This window comes from Variovorax sp. M-6 (assembly GCF_052114385.1).
GTDB lineage: Bacteria > Pseudomonadota > Gammaproteobacteria > Burkholderiales > Burkholderiaceae_C > Variovorax.
Window position 1 is genome coordinate 56,799 of sequence record NZ_JBFREQ010000012.1, and the last position, 15,358, is coordinate 72,156.

The 15,358-nt window shown below is 63.9% G+C and carries 13 protein-coding genes; 12 read left to right on the forward strand and 1 reads right to left on the reverse strand.

What is annotated here, in order from left to right:
• Positions 1–153 precede the first annotated feature (153 nt).
• The 5 genes from AB4Z46_RS15685 to AB4Z46_RS15705 all read left to right on the forward strand — a co-directional run bounded on the left by AB4Z46_RS15685 (position 154) and on the right by AB4Z46_RS15705 (position 6,139).
• Positions 154–2,535 carry a xanthine dehydrogenase family protein molybdopterin-binding subunit gene (locus AB4Z46_RS15685; protein WP_442284433.1) on the forward strand — a complete coding sequence of 794 codons (2,382 nt, stop codon included), beginning with the start codon at positions 154–156 and terminating at the stop codon, positions 2,533–2,535.
• A complete protein-coding gene (locus tag AB4Z46_RS15690) occupies positions 2,532–3,383 on the forward strand; it encodes an FAD binding domain-containing protein (RefSeq protein ID WP_442284434.1) in 852 nt (283 codons plus the stop codon). Before AB4Z46_RS15685 ends, AB4Z46_RS15690 begins: the two co-directional genes overlap by 4 nt.
• A 64-nt stretch (positions 3,384–3,447) precedes the next feature.
• A complete protein-coding gene (locus tag AB4Z46_RS15695) occupies positions 3,448–4,605 on the forward strand; it encodes a xanthine dehydrogenase family Fe-S subunit (RefSeq protein WP_442284524.1) in 1,158 nt (385 codons plus the stop codon).
• Positions 4,606–4,718: 113 nt separating this feature from the next.
• A complete protein-coding gene (locus AB4Z46_RS15700; RefSeq protein WP_442284435.1) occupies positions 4,719–5,528 on the forward strand; it encodes an alpha/beta fold hydrolase in 810 nt (269 codons plus the stop codon).
• An 80-nt stretch (positions 5,529–5,608) separates the two neighbouring features.
• On the forward strand, positions 5,609–6,139 hold the full coding sequence (locus tag AB4Z46_RS15705) for a MarR family winged helix-turn-helix transcriptional regulator (protein ID WP_442284436.1): 531 nt from the start codon (positions 5,609–5,611) through the stop codon (positions 6,137–6,139).
• Positions 6,140–6,405: 266 nt separating this feature from the next.
• On the opposite strand, the gene AB4Z46_RS15710 is transcribed toward AB4Z46_RS15705, so the two are convergent.
• Positions 6,406–8,355: a helix-turn-helix domain-containing protein gene (locus AB4Z46_RS15710; protein ID WP_442284437.1), complete on the reverse strand. Its 1,950-nt coding sequence runs from the start codon at positions 8,353–8,355 to the stop codon at positions 6,406–6,408.
• Between the two features lie 309 nt (positions 8,356–8,664).
• Between AB4Z46_RS15710 and AB4Z46_RS15715 the strand changes: the two genes are divergently transcribed.
• The 7 genes from AB4Z46_RS15715 to AB4Z46_RS15745 are packed head-to-tail and all read left to right on the forward strand — an operon-like array spanning position 8,665 to position 15,357.
• Entirely contained in the window at positions 8,665–9,966 is a 1,302-nt protein-coding gene (locus AB4Z46_RS15715; protein WP_442284438.1) for an ABC transporter substrate-binding protein, read from the forward strand.
• A 28-nt stretch (positions 9,967–9,994) separates the two neighbouring features.
• Complete coding sequence (locus AB4Z46_RS15720) at positions 9,995–10,900, forward strand: branched-chain amino acid ABC transporter permease (RefSeq protein ID WP_442284439.1); 906 nt, start codon at positions 9,995–9,997, stop codon at positions 10,898–10,900.
• Positions 10,900–11,856 (forward strand): branched-chain amino acid ABC transporter permease, encoded by a 957-nt coding sequence (locus tag AB4Z46_RS15725; RefSeq protein ID WP_442284440.1) that lies wholly within the window; start codon positions 10,900–10,902, stop codon positions 11,854–11,856. Before AB4Z46_RS15720 ends, AB4Z46_RS15725 begins: the two co-directional genes overlap by 1 nt.
• The gene (locus AB4Z46_RS15730) at positions 11,853–12,611 is read left to right on the forward strand and encodes an ABC transporter ATP-binding protein (protein WP_442284441.1); all 759 of its coding nucleotides are present in this window, start codon (positions 11,853–11,855) and stop codon (positions 12,609–12,611) included. The genes AB4Z46_RS15725 and AB4Z46_RS15730 overlap by 4 nt, the downstream gene beginning before the upstream one ends.
• 17 nt (positions 12,612–12,628) lie before the next feature.
• Positions 12,629–13,321 carry an ABC transporter ATP-binding protein gene (locus tag AB4Z46_RS15735; protein WP_442284442.1) on the forward strand — a complete coding sequence of 231 codons (693 nt, stop codon included), beginning with the start codon at positions 12,629–12,631 and terminating at the stop codon, positions 13,319–13,321.
• Between the two features lie 33 nt (positions 13,322–13,354).
• Positions 13,355–14,587, forward strand: a complete 1,233-nt coding sequence (locus AB4Z46_RS15740; protein ID WP_442284443.1) for a CaiB/BaiF CoA transferase family protein — start codon at positions 13,355–13,357, stop codon at positions 14,585–14,587.
• Complete coding sequence (locus AB4Z46_RS15745; protein ID WP_442284444.1) at positions 14,587–15,357, forward strand: enoyl-CoA hydratase/isomerase family protein; 771 nt, start codon at positions 14,587–14,589, stop codon at positions 15,355–15,357. Before AB4Z46_RS15740 ends, AB4Z46_RS15745 begins: the two co-directional genes overlap by 1 nt.
• Position 15,358: the final 1 nt, after the last annotated feature.

Below are 15,358 nucleotides of genomic sequence, written 5' to 3' on the forward strand. Positions count from 1 at the left end.
CAGTGCAGAGCGTGCTCTTCATCGGAAGGAGCGCGACAACGGCGTTTGACTCTTATCAGTTCGGCCGGTTTCTCGTCGTGGAGACCGCGCTAGGTGGGCTGCACATTCAGTGCAGTCCGGCGCAAAGAAAAGTAGCTAAGGAAAAGGAAACGCATGGACCAAGCTGATATTCCGGCGAAACTACTAAAGCGCGAGGGCATAGGAGCCCGGGTGCCTCGCAAGGAGGATGCGCGCCATATGGTGGGCAAAGGCAATTTCGTCGGTGACTTCGTATTGCCGGGCCTGCAGGAAGTCGCGTTCTTGCGCAGTCCGTTGGCGCACGCCACCATTTCTGGGGTCGAGATCCCCGAGGAGCTTGCTGGGAAAGTGTTCCTGCGCGAGATGATGTTGGATGCGGCGGATATTGGTTCGCCGTCTTCGCTGCCCACCTACCAGTATTCGGCGTTGCCGCCGCTGGCTTCAGGCAAAGTCCGCCACGTAGGGGAGGCAATCGCCATGGCTGTCGCCCCGACTCGCGCAGTGGCGGAAGACTTGCTCGAGGAGGTGCAGGTCTCGTATGACGAACTACCCGTCTACCACAGCGCTGAGTCCGCCCTCGCTGCGACAGAGGAATTTCTCCACCCTGGTTGGAAAGACAATGTATTCCTCACGCTGCGGGCCAATCGTGATTTCGATGAGCTTGCCGCGAAAGCTGAGGTGAAGGTCAGTCGTACGGTCGAGCTCTCACGTCAGTGCATCGTGCCTCTAGAGGGAAAGTCGGTGTTGGCCTACTGGGATTTCCAAGCTGATCAGCTCGTGGTGGTCAGCGCGACCCAAGTTCCGCATTTGCTGCGCGTCGGAATAGCCCAGCACCTCTCGATGAATGAGGAGGCTGTGCGCGTGGTGTCGCCCGACGTCGGCGGCGCCTTTGGCTACAAGGGGCAGCTCTACCCTGAGGACCTGTGCATAGCCTGGCTGGCCAAGACTTACCGAACGCCATTCCGCTATCTCGAAGATCGACGTGAGCATCTGATAGTCGGGGCCAACACTCGACAGCACCACTACCAGCTTACAGCCTACGCGGACCGAACTGGAAAGCTATTGGCGTTGGACGCGGTTATCACGATCGATGGGGGCGCATATTCTTACTATCCCTTCTTCGTTGGACTGGAGCCTGGGCAAGCGATCGGAAATCTGCCCGGCCCGTACACCTTTCGCGGCTATCGCTGCGAAACCCTGTGCGTCGCCACGAACAAGCCGGGATTCATGGCCTATCGCGGCGTAGCGCGCACGGGGGTCTGCTTCGCGATCGAACTTCTCATGGATGCTGTTGCGCGTGAAGTCGGACGTGAGCCTTGGGAAGTCCGGATGGACAATTTGGTTCCGGCCGCTGCGATGCCGTACGTCAATGTGGCCAACAAGCACTTTGACAGCGGCGACTTTCCCGCGAGCCTCCGTCGCGCGGTGGAGATGATTGGATTCGCAGCAGTCCGGGAGCGCCAGGCTCGCGGCGAGCCGGACGGACGGCTGATCGGATTCGGTTCTGCCACCTATACAGAGCAGTCTGCTCACGGCACAACGGTGTTCGCCAACTGGGGGTTGCCAGTGGTGCCTGGTTTTGATCAGGCCCTTGTCAGGATGACCGCGGATGGCGGACTCGAAGTGCGCGTCGGCGTGCACTCGCATGGCCAGGGCATGGAGACCAGCTTCGCGCAGATCGCAAATGACGTACTTGGAATTCCGGTCGCACGAATTCGTGTGGTGCACGGCGATACAGCGCTTACTCCCTTCTCCTCGGGGACTTACGCCTCTCGAGCAACGGTCATGTCAGGGGGGGCCATTTCGACCGCGTGTAAGGAACTTTTGCCGCGCATTCAAGCGATCGCTGGATATCTCATGGGTGTAGACCCGCAAACCGTCGTATTGCTGGAAGGGTGTGCCATCGCCGGCGAGAAGTCGATCCCCCTGTCTGAAGTAGGCCGCGCGTGGTACCTCACACCACAGGACCTGCCTGCGAGCGTTCATCTCGGTGGCCTGGAAGTGTCGCGTGCGTACAAGCCAAAAGTCGATACCGGTACATTCACGTATGCGACTCACGCGGTGGTTGTTGCCGTCGATACAGAGACGGGCGAGGTCGAAATTCTCGACTATGTGGTTGTCGAAGACTGCGGCACCATGGTCAATCCAATGCTCGTGGAAGGACAGACTATCGGCGGCATCGCACAAGGTATCGGCACCGCGATGTACGAGGAGAGTCCGTATGATGATCAAGGACAGCCGCTGGCGTCGACGTTGGCTGACTACATCTTGCCTGGCGCCACAGAAGTGCCGCGCATTCGTATTGAGCACTTTGAGACGCCTTCGCCTCACACCGAGTTCGGCGCCAAGGGCGTGGGCGAAGGTGGCGCGATAGCGCCGCCGGCAGTGATCTTCAATGCCGTGAACGACGCGTTGCGAGGTACTGGTGCTGCCGAAGTCCTCATGACCCCGTTGACACCGCGTCGATTGCTCAAGGCCCTCGAAGGCTCGAAGCTGGAACAGGAGCGCGTCAAGTGAAGGCGTCCAAGTTCGCATACACACGCGTCCTCGAGGTAGATGAGGCGCTCGCCGTGCTGGCAAAAGGGGGCGGCACTGCGAAAGCGATGAGCGGAAGTCAGTCCCTTGGTCCCATGCTCAACTTGAGATTGGCGCGACCGGCGCAAGTGGTCGACGTCGCAAGTATCCCAAGTCTGCGCACTGTCAGTCGAAAGGCTGAGTGGGTCGAGATTGGTGCCGCCGTAACGCACGCCGAGATAGAAGATGGCGCGCATCAGCCGTTGGCGAGACATCCAATGCGTCAAGTCGCCTGTGGGATCGCCTACCGGGCGATCCGTACCCGCGGGACGGTCGGAGGTAGCTTAGCGCACGCCGATCCTGCCGCCGACTGGGTGGTTACGCTCGCGGCAATGGGTGCGCACATTCGGGCTAGGTCGCCGCGAGGTGAACGCACGATCGAGGTTGATGCTCTCATGCTTGGTGCCTATACAACAGTGCTTGAGTCTGACGAGTTAATTGTCTCCATCAGTGTGCCTTCGGAGACACCGACTACGCATTGGGGATATCACAAGGTCTGTCGCAAACCCGGCGAGTTCGCGGAAGCCAGTGCGGCGGTTTGGTTCGATAGCTCGCGCAAGCGAACGCGAATCGTTCTAGGGGCTGCGGACGGACCACCCATTCTGCTGAATGCGCTCGCAGCTGAGATCGCCAGCAAGGGCGCCGGCGCTGCGGGGCGTGAGCAATTGCGAGTGGCTGTCAGCGTCGCACTCCCCGAACGCGACGCCATCGATCTGAAGCGCTTCACAGCCTGTGTAGAGCGCGCAATCGAGCAGTCCGGCGTTTTGGCCGACCTAAAACAAGCGGAGTAAAGACTTGAACCCGATTTCTATTCAAGTAAATGGTCGCAGCTTCAGCCGGGAGGCCGAGCCGAGGATGCATCTCGGCGATTTTCTGCGCGACGAACTGCGTCTGACGGGTACTCACCTCGGCTGTGAGCACGGCGTCTGCGGCGCGTGCACGGTACTTGTCAACGGTCAACCTACGCGCTCGTGCATTACCTTCGCTGTGGCATGTGAGGGCCAAGAGATCACCACGATCGAGGGCTACGACGATGATGCGGTGATGCAGTTGTTGCGGCCAGCGTTCACGCGCCATCACGCGCTGCAATGCGGTTTTTGCACACCTGGAATGCTCACCACGGCGCGCGACATCGTGCTGCGTTTGCCCGAAGCAGACGAAGCGCGCGTACGTCTTGAGCTATCCGGGAATTTGTGCCGTTGCACTGGGTACCAGGGCATCGTGGACGCCATCTTGGACGTGCTGCAACAGCAGCGCGACGCTCCAGACGTGCTGTTTGAAAACTTGCGACAAAAACTGAGTTCGGCACGAACTGTCGCGACAAGCCGAGTCACGCCACTAAGGCAGACAGAACTGCCCTCTCACTCGCCCAGCAAGCTGACCAGTGCAGATTCGATCGCTCTTGCGGAGATGGCGGAAGTCGACCCGGTGGCAATGGCTAAGGCCAAGGCCAAGGGGAACGCGATCGAAGTCTATTTCGATGTGCCATATCCGCTTAATCAAGTGTGGGAATTCATGGGCGACCTGCCTGCGGTTGCATCCTGCTTGCCCGGCGCGACTATCGACTCGCACGAAGGGGAGAGGGTGAAGGGCACCATTGCCATCAAGTTCGGCCCGATGTCGGCGGCATTCGCCGGTGCGGCGCGACTGGAGCGTGATGCCGCCGCCAAGCGTGCGGTCCTTCGCGGTGCGGGCCAAGACAGTCTGAGCAAGTCGCGCACCCAGGGAGACATCACCTACCGGCTGGAGGCACTGTCGGCCGACAACACTCGCGTTCACGTGGACATGATTTATGCCCTTCAGGGGCCGCTTGCACAATTCTCGCGCTCCGGACTCGTAAAGGATTTCGTGCGTCGGATGGTGGCGGACTTCGGAAGGCAGATCACTCGGCGGCTCGGTGGGCAAACGGCCGCTCCCAACGTGCCGCAGCCCACGGTATCGATCTCCGGGATGATGTGGAGCGTGCTCTGGAATCGCATCCGCAGTTGGCTCGGAAAGCCCCCGCAGACTTAGGACGACTCGCGCCGACTGCCCTAAACGCTGTTGGGGGATGGTTCTTTAACGCGAATTGGAAACCATTGGTTGGAACTGTAGAGCATGGACGGGTGAACTATCACGGAGTCGCAATGAGTTTCTTTTCTTATGGCTACCACGTACGCGCCAACGGGGTGCGCTTGCACCTGCTGCGCTATGGAGGGCAAGGCCCTCGCTTACTCCTGTTGCCGGGCATCACGAGTCCAGCGATTACATGGGGCTTCGTTGCCGAGCGGTTGGCGCGGCACTTCGACGTGCATGTCCTTGACTTCCGGGGCCGCGGGTTGTCCTTTAGTGCACCTGGGATGGTCGCAAGCCTTGATGCAATGGCGGCTGACGTGCTCGATCTACTCGAGATTCTGGGATGGTCATCTGTGACACTGCTGGGCCACTCGATGGGCGCCAGAGTTGCGATTCGCGCTACGACGCTCAACCCAGAGCGCATAGCCAAGCTGTTGCTAGTGGATCCGCCGATGTCCGGCCCTGGTCGCCGGGCTTACCCGGTACCGCTGACTTGGTATGTGGACTCTATTCGATTAGCTGCGCAGGGCATAACAGCCGAGGAGCTTCGGCCCTTCGCCCCAACCTGGACAGAGGAACAACTGCGGTTGCGGGCCGAATGGCTCCACACGTGCAGCGAAGATGCCATCATTCAGGCGCATGTCGGCTTCCACGAGGACGACATCCACACCGATCTACTCAAGCTGCGTACGCCTGGACTTCTAATGGCGGCGGGAAAAGGGGGGGTGATGCTTCCGGACGATTTGACTGAGATCAAAACGCTCGCGCCTAGCTTGATGCAGTGTACAGCCGCCAGTGCTGGCCACATGATCCCATGGGATGACGAGGAGGACTTTTTCCGTCTTCTCGGTGAGTACCTCAAGTTCGACTTGCTGTCGTAGAAGTTGAGGCGCAGTTTGGTATTTTATTCACAGCCAAGGGGGCGATACACTCGTCGTATGACGATATCAGCGATTACAAGATGACGACCAAGCGCTCTCCCGCTCAGAAAAAGACAGGCGGTGCAATTGATGCGCCAAATCCCCCCGGCCCCGAGATCTTCAACCCTCTGCGCCAAGCAATGTGGCGCCGTCCGGGTTTTCTAATCCGTCGACTGACTCAGATCGGTCAGGCGATATTTTTTGATTTATGCAAGTCAGAAAGCATCACGCCGCTTCAGGTCGGCATGCTGACAGCACTGTCGATGAACCCGTGGCTGGATCAGAAAGCAATTGGCCGAGAGCTTTCTCTGGACCGCACGACAACTGCCGAAGTGCTAAAACGTTTGGTCGACAGAGGATTTGTTGAGACTCGAGTAAATCCGGACGATCGTCGATCAAGACTTTCGGTGATTACCAAGGAGGGCTTGAAGCTGATCAATGATTTGCAAGAAAGCATACACCGCTCTCAAGAACTATTGATCGAGCCACTATCTCCAGACGATCGCGCCGTTTTTATGAAACTACTTGTTCAGCTCGTGGATGCCCATGAAAAAATGGACAGACGGAACTGAGTCGACTGGTGCAGGTTTTTGCTAGTCCACTGAATCAGAAGAATTGGTGGTGTCGGCGCTGGGGATTGTCGTACTTCCACTTCAGCGGCTTCGGGTCCTTGTTGTGCTGACGCGATTCCGGTGAAGTACGTCATTCGATCACTCCTTCGGAAAAAGGCCACGAGTCTAGAGAGACAACTGCGCGGAATATTGGATCCGCCCCGGTCACCGGTGCTTTTGGCCGCCTGCGGGTTACTGCGCGCCCAACGCTACCCACCTCGGTGGAGTTATGCAACAGCGCCGGCAGTAACACTTCCTAAGAGAGCCTGGGAATGGACTGTTCTCCGGAGCATATGCATGCGCAGGGCTACGTGCAGTTCGAGAAAGCGCCCGTCCTGGCGCCAGTCCTTCAGCAGGTTGTCGACGGACTCGAGTCGTTGGCGCAAGGTGTTCACGTGGATCTGCAGCGAGTCGGCGGTGGCCTTCGCGTTCTGCGCATGCTCGAGGTAGGCGAGCAGGGTGCCAGTCAGGTCGGTGCTGCGGCGCTGGTCGTGCTGCACCAGGTCGCCGACGGTTGCTTCGATGAATCCCGCGACGTCGGCTGCGCGGCGGTGCTCGAACAGCAGCGAGTACATCGACAACGTCGCCTCGGGTGCCAGCTCGTGCGATCGACCCAGCGCGCGCAGGATGTCGATGCCGCGCTTGAGCGCACGGAAGCAATCGGGCAGCCCGTCGACCTGCGACAGCGTGTCGGAGGTCACGCCGACCGCGCCCAGGCGCGCATCGACGAGCAGCGTGGCCTGCAGCGTCGACTGCAGCGCCTCGAAGGCGGCCTCGGAACAGATGGCGACGATGAAACCCTCGCATTCCTCGAGCAGCGTGCCGCGCGCGACGGCCGGCCGCATGCGGCGCAGCGCGTACTCGATGTGCCGGTCCTCCACGCTGAGCACGACCATGCGCAGCGCCAGCCCCAGGTCCAACCCCAGCGGCTGGGTCCGCAGCTGCAGCGCGGCAATGGATTCCTGCTGCCAGCTCACCAGCGCCCGGATCGCCGCAGCCGATTCGCCACTCACCACCAGCTCGCTGCGCTCCTGCGACAGCAGCACCACGCCTGCGACCAGTGCGCCGCGCTCGAAGGTGCGAACCTCGTTGGCGCTCATCGCGCGGTCCGAAAGCATGAGCATGGCGCCCAGCAGCCGGTCGGCGCCCATCAGCGCCGCCACGCGCAGGCAGCGGCCGGGACCGACGTCGACTTCGTGCGAGCGGCCGGTGCGCCGGCCTTCTGTCAGCGCGTGGTGCACCATGTCCTGAATTTTCGTGCGGCCCAGCAGTTCAGTCAGCCCGCTGGCAAGGTGCGCGGGCGCGACCGTGGCGCGCTGGGTCGGTTGCTCGGCCTCGTCGAGCAGCATCATGTGGCCGCCGAGCATCGAGGCCACCATGTTGAGGATGTCGACCACGCTGCAGCCGCGCGCGACCAGTCGCGTCATTTGCTCGTGCGCGTCGGCAGCCGTCTGGATCTCTTCGGCCTGCCGGTGCAGCGAGGCGTTGGCATCGCTGGCGCGCTGGAGCGCGACCTGCGCCTCCTGGAACAGGCGCGCGTTCTCGATCGCGACCGCGGCCTGCGCGGCTAGTGTCGACAGCATGGCGACCTCCCACGGGGCATGGCGACGCGGTTGCCGGTCGCAAATGCAAAGCACACCGATGCAGTGATTCCCCACCATGAGCGGTGCACCCAAGAGCGACTGGACACCCTCGTCCTTGACCGCGAGGTCGATGCCCTGTTCGTGTGCGAAGCCATGGTCGGTCAAGTAATCGCTGCTGTGGTAGGGCGTCTTGTGCTTGAGCACGTGGCCGCAGATGCCGTGGTCCGGTGGCACGCGCACGTTCTTGAAGCGCTCGGAGATCGCACCCTCCGTGGCACGGATGTAGAAGTCGTTGCGCACTCGGTCGAAGTTCGTCAGGTAACCGATGTCGGCCGAGAAGATCTGCCGTGCGCGCCGAACGATCGCCTGCAGCACCAGTTCGAGGTCGCGGATCGACGTAAGGTCGTGCGCGCTCTCCAGCACCACCAGCAGGCCGCGCTCGCGCCGCTGCTGCAGTGCTTGCTGCTCGCAGATTGCGACCGCAGCGCGGATGCTGCCGGCCAGCAGCGAGCGCTCCGCCGGGTCGCGCACCGCGGCCTCCACCCGCTCCAGCATTTCGTCGAACTCGCGCGCGCTTGCATTGCGCTGGAGCATGGCGAGTAGCTCGGACTGAAGCTCTCCGGGCGCCAGCGACGAGGTTTCCGCTTCCCGCACGCCAATGGTCGCGGGGCCGTGGCGCGCGACTGAATCCGATGTTGTCAAAGACCTCTCCCGACTTGCGCCCTCCGGGCGGTAAAACTCAGTGCAAACCCTGATGCGAATCGTATCTGCACCCGAGGCATGTGTGAAGGATCCATAAGGTAGCCGATCTGGTGTTGTGATACGCCATAGGAGATCGCTGATGCGACCGAGATGATTCATGCACTCGCACATTAACAGTGAGAGACCACAGGAGACAACTCAGTGAAATCGCTTGCCACACTCATCACGTGGGGAACGGCTCTTTTCGCCCTGGCCACCGCTGCCATCGCCCAACCCCAGCGCCCGGCCGAGATCAAGCTCGGCATGAGCACCTTCATGACCGGACCGGCCTCGGTGCTCGGCGCGCCCGCCAAGGTGGCGGCCGACATGTGGATCGAGGATTTCAATGCCGCGGGCGGCATCAATGGCACACGGCTCAGCCCGACATGGATTGACGAAGGGCAGGGCGCCGACAAGTTCCTCTCCGAATACCGCCGCCTGGCGCAGGAGCCCGGCGAGAAGCTGATGCTGTCGGCCATCTCGAGCGGCTACTGCAATGCGTTGGCGCCGGTGGCCGAGGACCTGAAGGTCGTCAACATCCTCTGGGAATGCTCGACCGAGAAGGTGCTGGAGGAGCGGCGCTACAAGTACGTGTTCCGAACCGGTCCCAACGGCACCATGGAGATGGTGGCGGCGGTGCTGCACCTGCTGAAGCTCAAGCCCGACTTCAAGACCCTCGCAGTGGTGAACCAGGACTACGCCTGGGGCCGCGATTCCTGGGAGATTTTTCGCAACACGCTGCTGGCGCTCAAGCCCGACGTGAAGATCGTGGCCGAGTTGTTCCCGAAGTTCGGCGCCTCCGACTTCTCTACCGAGGTCACGCGGCTGCAGGCGCTGCGGCCCGACGTGGTGCTGTCCACCGCCTGGGGCGGCGACCTCGACACCTTTCTGCGCCAAGCCTCGCAGCGCGGCCTGCTCAAGTCCTCGCAGTTCGTGTTGCCGCTCGCCGATTCCTCACTCGAACGACTGGGCGACGCGGTGCCTCCAGGCGTCATCGTGGGCTTCGTGGGCGACGGCTACTTCGCGGACCCAGAATTCGCGAACGACCCGGAGGCGCGCGCCTTCGTGCAGAAGTTCAAGCAGCGCACCGGCGCCTACCCCAACTTCGCCGTCTACCACATGATCCAGGCGCTGAAGGCGGCCACCGGTGCCTATCGGCAGGCGATTGCCGACAACAAGGGGCAGTGGCCGACCACCGACCAGCTCGCGGCCACCTTGCGCAAGCTCGAGTACCGCGGCCTCTCGCGCCCGATCCGGTTGCGCGAGGACGGGCAGGCCCTGCAGGGCCAGCTGTACGGCGTGACGGCCAAGGATGCATCGCAGCCGTTCCCGGTGGCGCGGCAACTCATTTTCTATCCGGCCGAGATCCTGGCGCCGCCGGTCGGGCAGAAGTCTGCCGAGTGGGTGAAGACGCTCAAGCCCGCGCTGATCCAGCACAGCCAGATCCGGCGCGTGGGCGACTGAGTCCGGAGGCACGAGGCGCCGACCGCTCATGGATCTCAATCTCCTCCTGCTGGCCACCGTCGATGGACTGTCGTACGCCGGCCTGCTGTTCCTCATCTCGCTGGGCTTGACCCTGATCTGCGGCGTCTTCGGTGTCATCAACGTGGCCCACGGTAGCCTCTATGCCTTCGGCGGCTACAGCGCCGCCGGCCTGTTGGCCTGGCTGCTGCCCCACACGTCCTCGACGCTCGTGCTGGTGGTCTCGCTGTTCGTCGCGGCCGCCGTCGTGGGCGGGAGCCTGGGCGGCCTGCTCGAACGCGGCCTGCTGCGGCACTTCCAGGACCGCGACCCGGTTCTGCAGCTGCTCGTCACCTTCGCAGCCTTCATGGTGCTCGAGGACGTGCTGCGCATGGTGTGGGGTGCCACGCCGGTCAACGCGGGTGACCTAGCGACGCGCCTGGGCACCACCGAGCTGCAGGGCGTGACCTTCATGAACTACCAGCTCCTGTTCATTCCCGGCGTCGCGCTCGTCGCCTACGCGGGGCTGCAGTTCCTGCTGCGCCATTCGATTGCGGGGCGCCAGATCGTGGCCGTCATCCACCACCGCGAAGTGGCCATTGCGCTCGGTATCAACGCGGCGCGCGTCGGCACGCTGACCTTCGCGCTTGCGGGCGCGCTCGGGGCCCTGGGCGGCGCGCTGTCGGTGCCGATGACCTCCTTCGTCCCGGGCCTGGGCGCCGAGATGATCGTCACCTCGTTCGCCGTCATCGCGACCGCAGGACTCGGGCAGATCACCGGCGCACTGGTGGCCGCGGTGCTGATCGGCATGGCCCGCTCGCTCGCGGTGTACACGCTGCCCGAGCTGGAGGTCGTGATGCCCTACCTGATGATGGTGGCGGTGCTGCTGGTTCGCCCGCACGGGCTGTTCTCGGCGACCGCGGCGCGGAGCATCTGATGCGCACCTCGACTTCCCCAGCGGCCATGGTGCTCGCGGTCCTGCTCCTGCTCGGTGCCGGCTGGGCGTGGCCCTGGTCGCGCATGCCGATCATCACCTTCCTGTGCTTCGGCCTGGCGGCGCTCGGCCTCACGGTGCTCATGCGTGCGGGCCAGGTGTCCTTCGGCCATGCCATGTACGCCGCCATCGGTGGCTATGCCACCGCCTTCACGGTGCGCGCCTTGCCGGGCATCGACGGCCTGGTCGCGGCGGCGGCGGGCGTGATCGCAAGCCTGGCGGTCGGCGCGCTGGTCGCCGCGTTCGTGTCGCGCTATCGCGGCATCTTCTTCGGGATGCTGAACCTCGGCCTCTCGATGGTTCTGTTCTCGCTGGCCGGCAAGCTCTATACATGGACCGGCGGCACCGACGGGCTGCGCTTCGAGCGGCCCTCGCTGCTCGGCATGGTGATGGAGCGTGGCCAGTTCGAGCTGGCGATGCTGGTGCTGGCGTTGATGCTGGCCGTCGGCGTCACGTGGATGGTGCAGCGCTACTTCGACTCCTGCTCGGGGCAGGTCATGCTGGCGATCCGCACCAACGAGACGCGGCTGGAGTACATCGGCCTTTCCGCGCGATGGGTGCTTGCACAGGGCTACGTGCTCTCCGCGGGTCTGGTGGGGCTGGCCGGCTCATTGCTGGCGCTGGTGCAGAGCCTGGTGACGCCCGAGAGTGGCTACTGGATCCGCTCCGGCGAGTACGTGTTCATCGCGATTCTCGGTGGCTCGGGCCACGCCGTGGGTGCATTCCTGGGCGCGGCCGTGTTCGAGCTGATCAAGCTCACGGCAGCGGCCTATTTCACCAACGCATGGCAGATCCTGCTCGGCGCCACTTTGATCGCCGTGATCTTCTTTGCGCCGCAGGGCATCGTCGGCTGGCGCCGACGCGGCCCGAAGCCGGCAATGCCGCAGGAGGCCCGATGAGCGCACCGGACGCCAACGAACTGCTGCGCACCGAGGGGCTCACCCTGCGCTTCGGCGGCATCGCTGCCGCCGACGGAATCGACTTCGCGCTGGCGCGCGGAGAGCACCTGGCGGTGATTGGCGCCAACGGTGCCGGGAAGACCACCTTCATCAACATTTGCACCGGCTACATCAAACCAAGTAGTGGTCGGGTGCTGTTCGAGGGCCTCGACATCACACGCAAAGGGCCGCGGCAGATCGCGCGCCTGGGCGTGGGCCGATCGTTCCAGATGCCGCAGCTGTTCCTCGACCACACAGTGCGGCAGTGCCTGGAGCTGGCCTCGGTCAGTCGCCAGGGGCGGCTGTCGCGATGGACCTCGCTGTCGCGTGCCGCGGACCAGCGCGCCGTCGCCGAGATGCTGGAGTTGGTCGAGCTCGCGGCCCATGCGGACGATCCGACCGCCGCGCTGCCCGAGGGTCGGCGCAAGCTGCTGGACGTGGGCATCGCGCTGATGCTCGAACCCAAGCTGGTGATCATGGACGAGCCGACCAGCGGCGTGTCATCGGAAGACAAGCATGGCGTGATGCGGACGCTGATGCGTGCCCTGCAGCAGCGCCAGGTCACGAGCTGGTTCGTCGAGCACGACGTCGAGATCGTACGCCGCTACGCGACCCGAGTTGCCGCGTGGATCGACGGGCGCATTGCGGCGGATGGCGCGCCGGCACAGGTGTTCGCCGACCCGCTGGTGCGCCGCGAAGTGCTGGGAGAACGCTAGTGCTGCGCATTCAATCCATGAACATCGATCTGGCGGGCCAGTCGGTCCTGCGCGGCATCGATCTCGACCTCGAGTCCGGTCAGACGGTTGCCGTGGTCGGCCGCAACGGCGCGGGCAAGACCACGCTGCTACGCGGCATCATGGGTCTGGTCCCGCCACGGTCGGGCCGGCTGGTGCTCGACGGCGAGGACATCACGCACAGTCCCGCGTCGCGGCGCGCCACGGCCGGCTTCGGCTACGCGCCCGAAGACCGCGTGATCCTGCCGACCCTGAGCGTCGCCCAGAACATCGCCTTGCCGTGCGAGGTGCTGCGGCTGCCGCGCCACGAGATCCGCCGGCGCATCGACGCGGTGCTGGCCAGCGTGCCGCAGCTCGAACCGATGCTCGCGCGTTCCGGTGCGGCGCTGTCCGGCGGCCAAGGAAAGATCGTCGCGCTCGCGCGTGCCCTCATGGTCGGCGTGCGCTTCGTGCTGTTGGACGAGCCCTTCCAGGGCCTGGCGCCTGCATTGGCGCGCCAGTACGGCGACGCGCTGCGCGCCTTACGGGTTTCGCATCCCCAGCTGTGCGTCGTGGTGACGGAATCGAATGCGGCGCTGCTCGAAGCGGTACAGAGCCGCACGCTGCACATCGAGCGCGGGTCGATCACGGAGGCGACGGCCGCAACGGACGACGCTCCTGTGTGCGCAGCGGCCGCCATGCATCACGGCTGAAGTCTTGATATGGACCCAACGGAGAACACACAAGTGAGTACTGAAATGATGCAGCTGCCGCTCGGCGAGGGGCCGCTGCGCGGCCTGGTGGTGGTCGATGTCACTCGCGTGGTGGCCGGGCCCTACTGCACCATGATGCTGGCCGACCTGGGTGCCACGGTGATCAAGGTCGAGAACCCCGCCGAACCCGACTACGTGCGCAGCTTCCCCCCCTTCGTTCAGGGCGAAACCGGCCGGGCCAGCGCCTTCTTCGCTCAGTACAACCGCCACAAGCTGGGCGTGAGCCTGGACCTCAAATCGGAGCAGGGCCGCGCTCTGCTGCGCGAGCTGGTTCGCAAGGCTGATCTACTGGTGGAGAACTTCCGCCCCGGCACCATGGAGCGCATGGGGCTGGGCTACGAGGCGCTGAAGCAATGCAACCCGCGGCTGGTCTACGTGTCGATCAGCGGCTTCGGCCAGACCGGGCCCAACTCGCGGCGGCCGGCCTACGACAATAGCGCGCAGGCGACCGGCGGCCTGTGGTCGCTGAACGGCGAGAAGGGCAAGCCGCCGCTGCGCGTGGGCACCATCATCGGCGACCTGTCTGCCTCGTTCTATGCCGCCATCGCAGCACTGTCCGCAGTGATCCACGCGCGACACAGCGGCGAAGGCCAGTGGGTTGACGTTGCCCAGCAGGACGCGGTAGTGACGCTGACAGAGCATGCGATCGTCAACTACACGGTGGACGGCGTGGTCGGCGAGCCGCTGGGCAACGACCACCCGTTCGTGCGGCCCTACGGCCAGTACGCCTGCAAGGACGGCTTTGTCTTCTTCGGCGCCTACACCGACAAATTCTGGCGCGAGGCGTGCCGGATCTTCGGTGAGGAATCGCTGGTCGACGACCCCGAGATCGACACCATGGAAAAGCGCTTCGCTCCCGAAACCTACGCGCGACGGGTGCAGCCGATCGTGCAGCGCTGGTGCGCGCAGCACACCAAGGCCGAGCTCGAGGCCATGGCCGGCGACATCATTCCGATGACGCCGATCAAGACCATCGCCGAGGTGGTCGACGACCCGCACCTGAAGGCGCGCGACATGTTCGTCTCGACGCAGTTCGATGGCGCGCAGGTGCAGGCATTCGGCAGCCCGATGAAGCTGTCGGCCACGCCGGTGTGCGCAGTCGGTTGCGCGCCCGGATTCGGCGAGCACAACGAGATCGTCCTCAAGGGCTGGCTGCGCGTTGCCGCGGTCGACTACGACCGCTACGTCGCCGAGGGGGTGATTTGATGGGGATCTCCTACGCGGTGGACGAGGGCATCGCGCACGTGCGCTTCGACCGGCCCGAGAAGCTCAATGCGCTGACGCTCGTCATGTACGAGGAACTCGCGCAGTCCTTCGCGCGTGCGAACGACGATCCGCAGGTGCGGGTCGTGCTGCTCGGCGGCAACGGCGATCGCGCCTTCTGCGTCGGTGCCGACCTGGGCGAATCGATCCCGGCGCTGGCCGAAGGACGCTTCGACATCTCGGAGTGGGATGGCGCCCACATCAAACAGCCAGGCTTCTACAAGCCGGTGGTCGCCGCGATCAACGGGCTGTGCATGGGCGGCGGCTTCGAGATCATGCTGGCCGCCGACATCCGGATCGCTTCGGAGACAGCCGTGTTTGCGCTGCCCGAGGCCTCGCTTGGTTTCACGCCGGCCGGCGGCACCCTGGTACGGTTGGTACGTCAGATCCCCTACGCGCTGGCCATGGAGCTGATGCTCACGGCCGAACATTTTCCCGCGCGCCGGCTGGCCGAGATGGGCCTGCTGAACCGCGTGGTGCCGCCCGGCGAACTGGAGGCTGTGGCGCTGTCCTATGCCCGTGGCATCGCGCAGAAGGGGCGGGTTGCCGTGTCGGTCATCAAGGAGGCGGCGCTCACGCTCGGGCACCTGCCCTTCGATGAAGCCTTCCGCCGCGAGGCCGTTCTCGGTCAGCGCGCGTTCACCAGCGACGAGGCTCGAATCGGCCTGCGCCGCTTCCTGTCGCGCGACCGGTCCACGGCGGCGCCGAGCTGAG

What these genes read in the sequence shown, in the direction of transcription:
- AB4Z46_RS15730 (WP_442284441.1), top strand. Translation starts at nt 11,853, where the DNA reads ATGAGCGCACCGGACGCCAACGAACTGCTGCGCACCGAGGGGCTCACC.
- AB4Z46_RS15700 (WP_442284435.1), top strand. Translation starts at nt 4,719, where the DNA reads ATGAGTTTCTTTTCTTATGGCTACCACGTACGCGCCAACGGGGTGCGC.
- AB4Z46_RS15705 (WP_442284436.1), top strand. Translation starts at nt 5,609, where the DNA reads ATGACGACCAAGCGCTCTCCCGCTCAGAAAAAGACAGGCGGTGCAATT.
- AB4Z46_RS15720 (WP_442284439.1), top strand. Translation starts at nt 9,995, where the DNA reads ATGGATCTCAATCTCCTCCTGCTGGCCACCGTCGATGGACTGTCGTAC.
- AB4Z46_RS15710 (WP_442284437.1), bottom strand. Translation starts at nt 8,355, where the DNA reads ATGCTCCAGCGCAATGCAAGCGCGCGCGAGTTCGACGAAATGCTGGAG.
- AB4Z46_RS15745 (WP_442284444.1), top strand. Translation starts at nt 14,587, where the DNA reads ATGGGGATCTCCTACGCGGTGGACGAGGGCATCGCGCACGTGCGCTTC.
- AB4Z46_RS15685 (WP_442284433.1), top strand. Translation starts at nt 154, where the DNA reads ATGGACCAAGCTGATATTCCGGCGAAACTACTAAAGCGCGAGGGCATA.
- AB4Z46_RS15735 (WP_442284442.1), top strand. Translation starts at nt 12,629, where the DNA reads ATGAACATCGATCTGGCGGGCCAGTCGGTCCTGCGCGGCATCGATCTC.
- AB4Z46_RS15695 (WP_442284524.1), top strand. Translation starts at nt 3,448, where the DNA reads ATGCATCTCGGCGATTTTCTGCGCGACGAACTGCGTCTGACGGGTACT.
- AB4Z46_RS15725 (WP_442284440.1), top strand. Translation starts at nt 10,900, where the DNA reads ATGCGCACCTCGACTTCCCCAGCGGCCATGGTGCTCGCGGTCCTGCTC.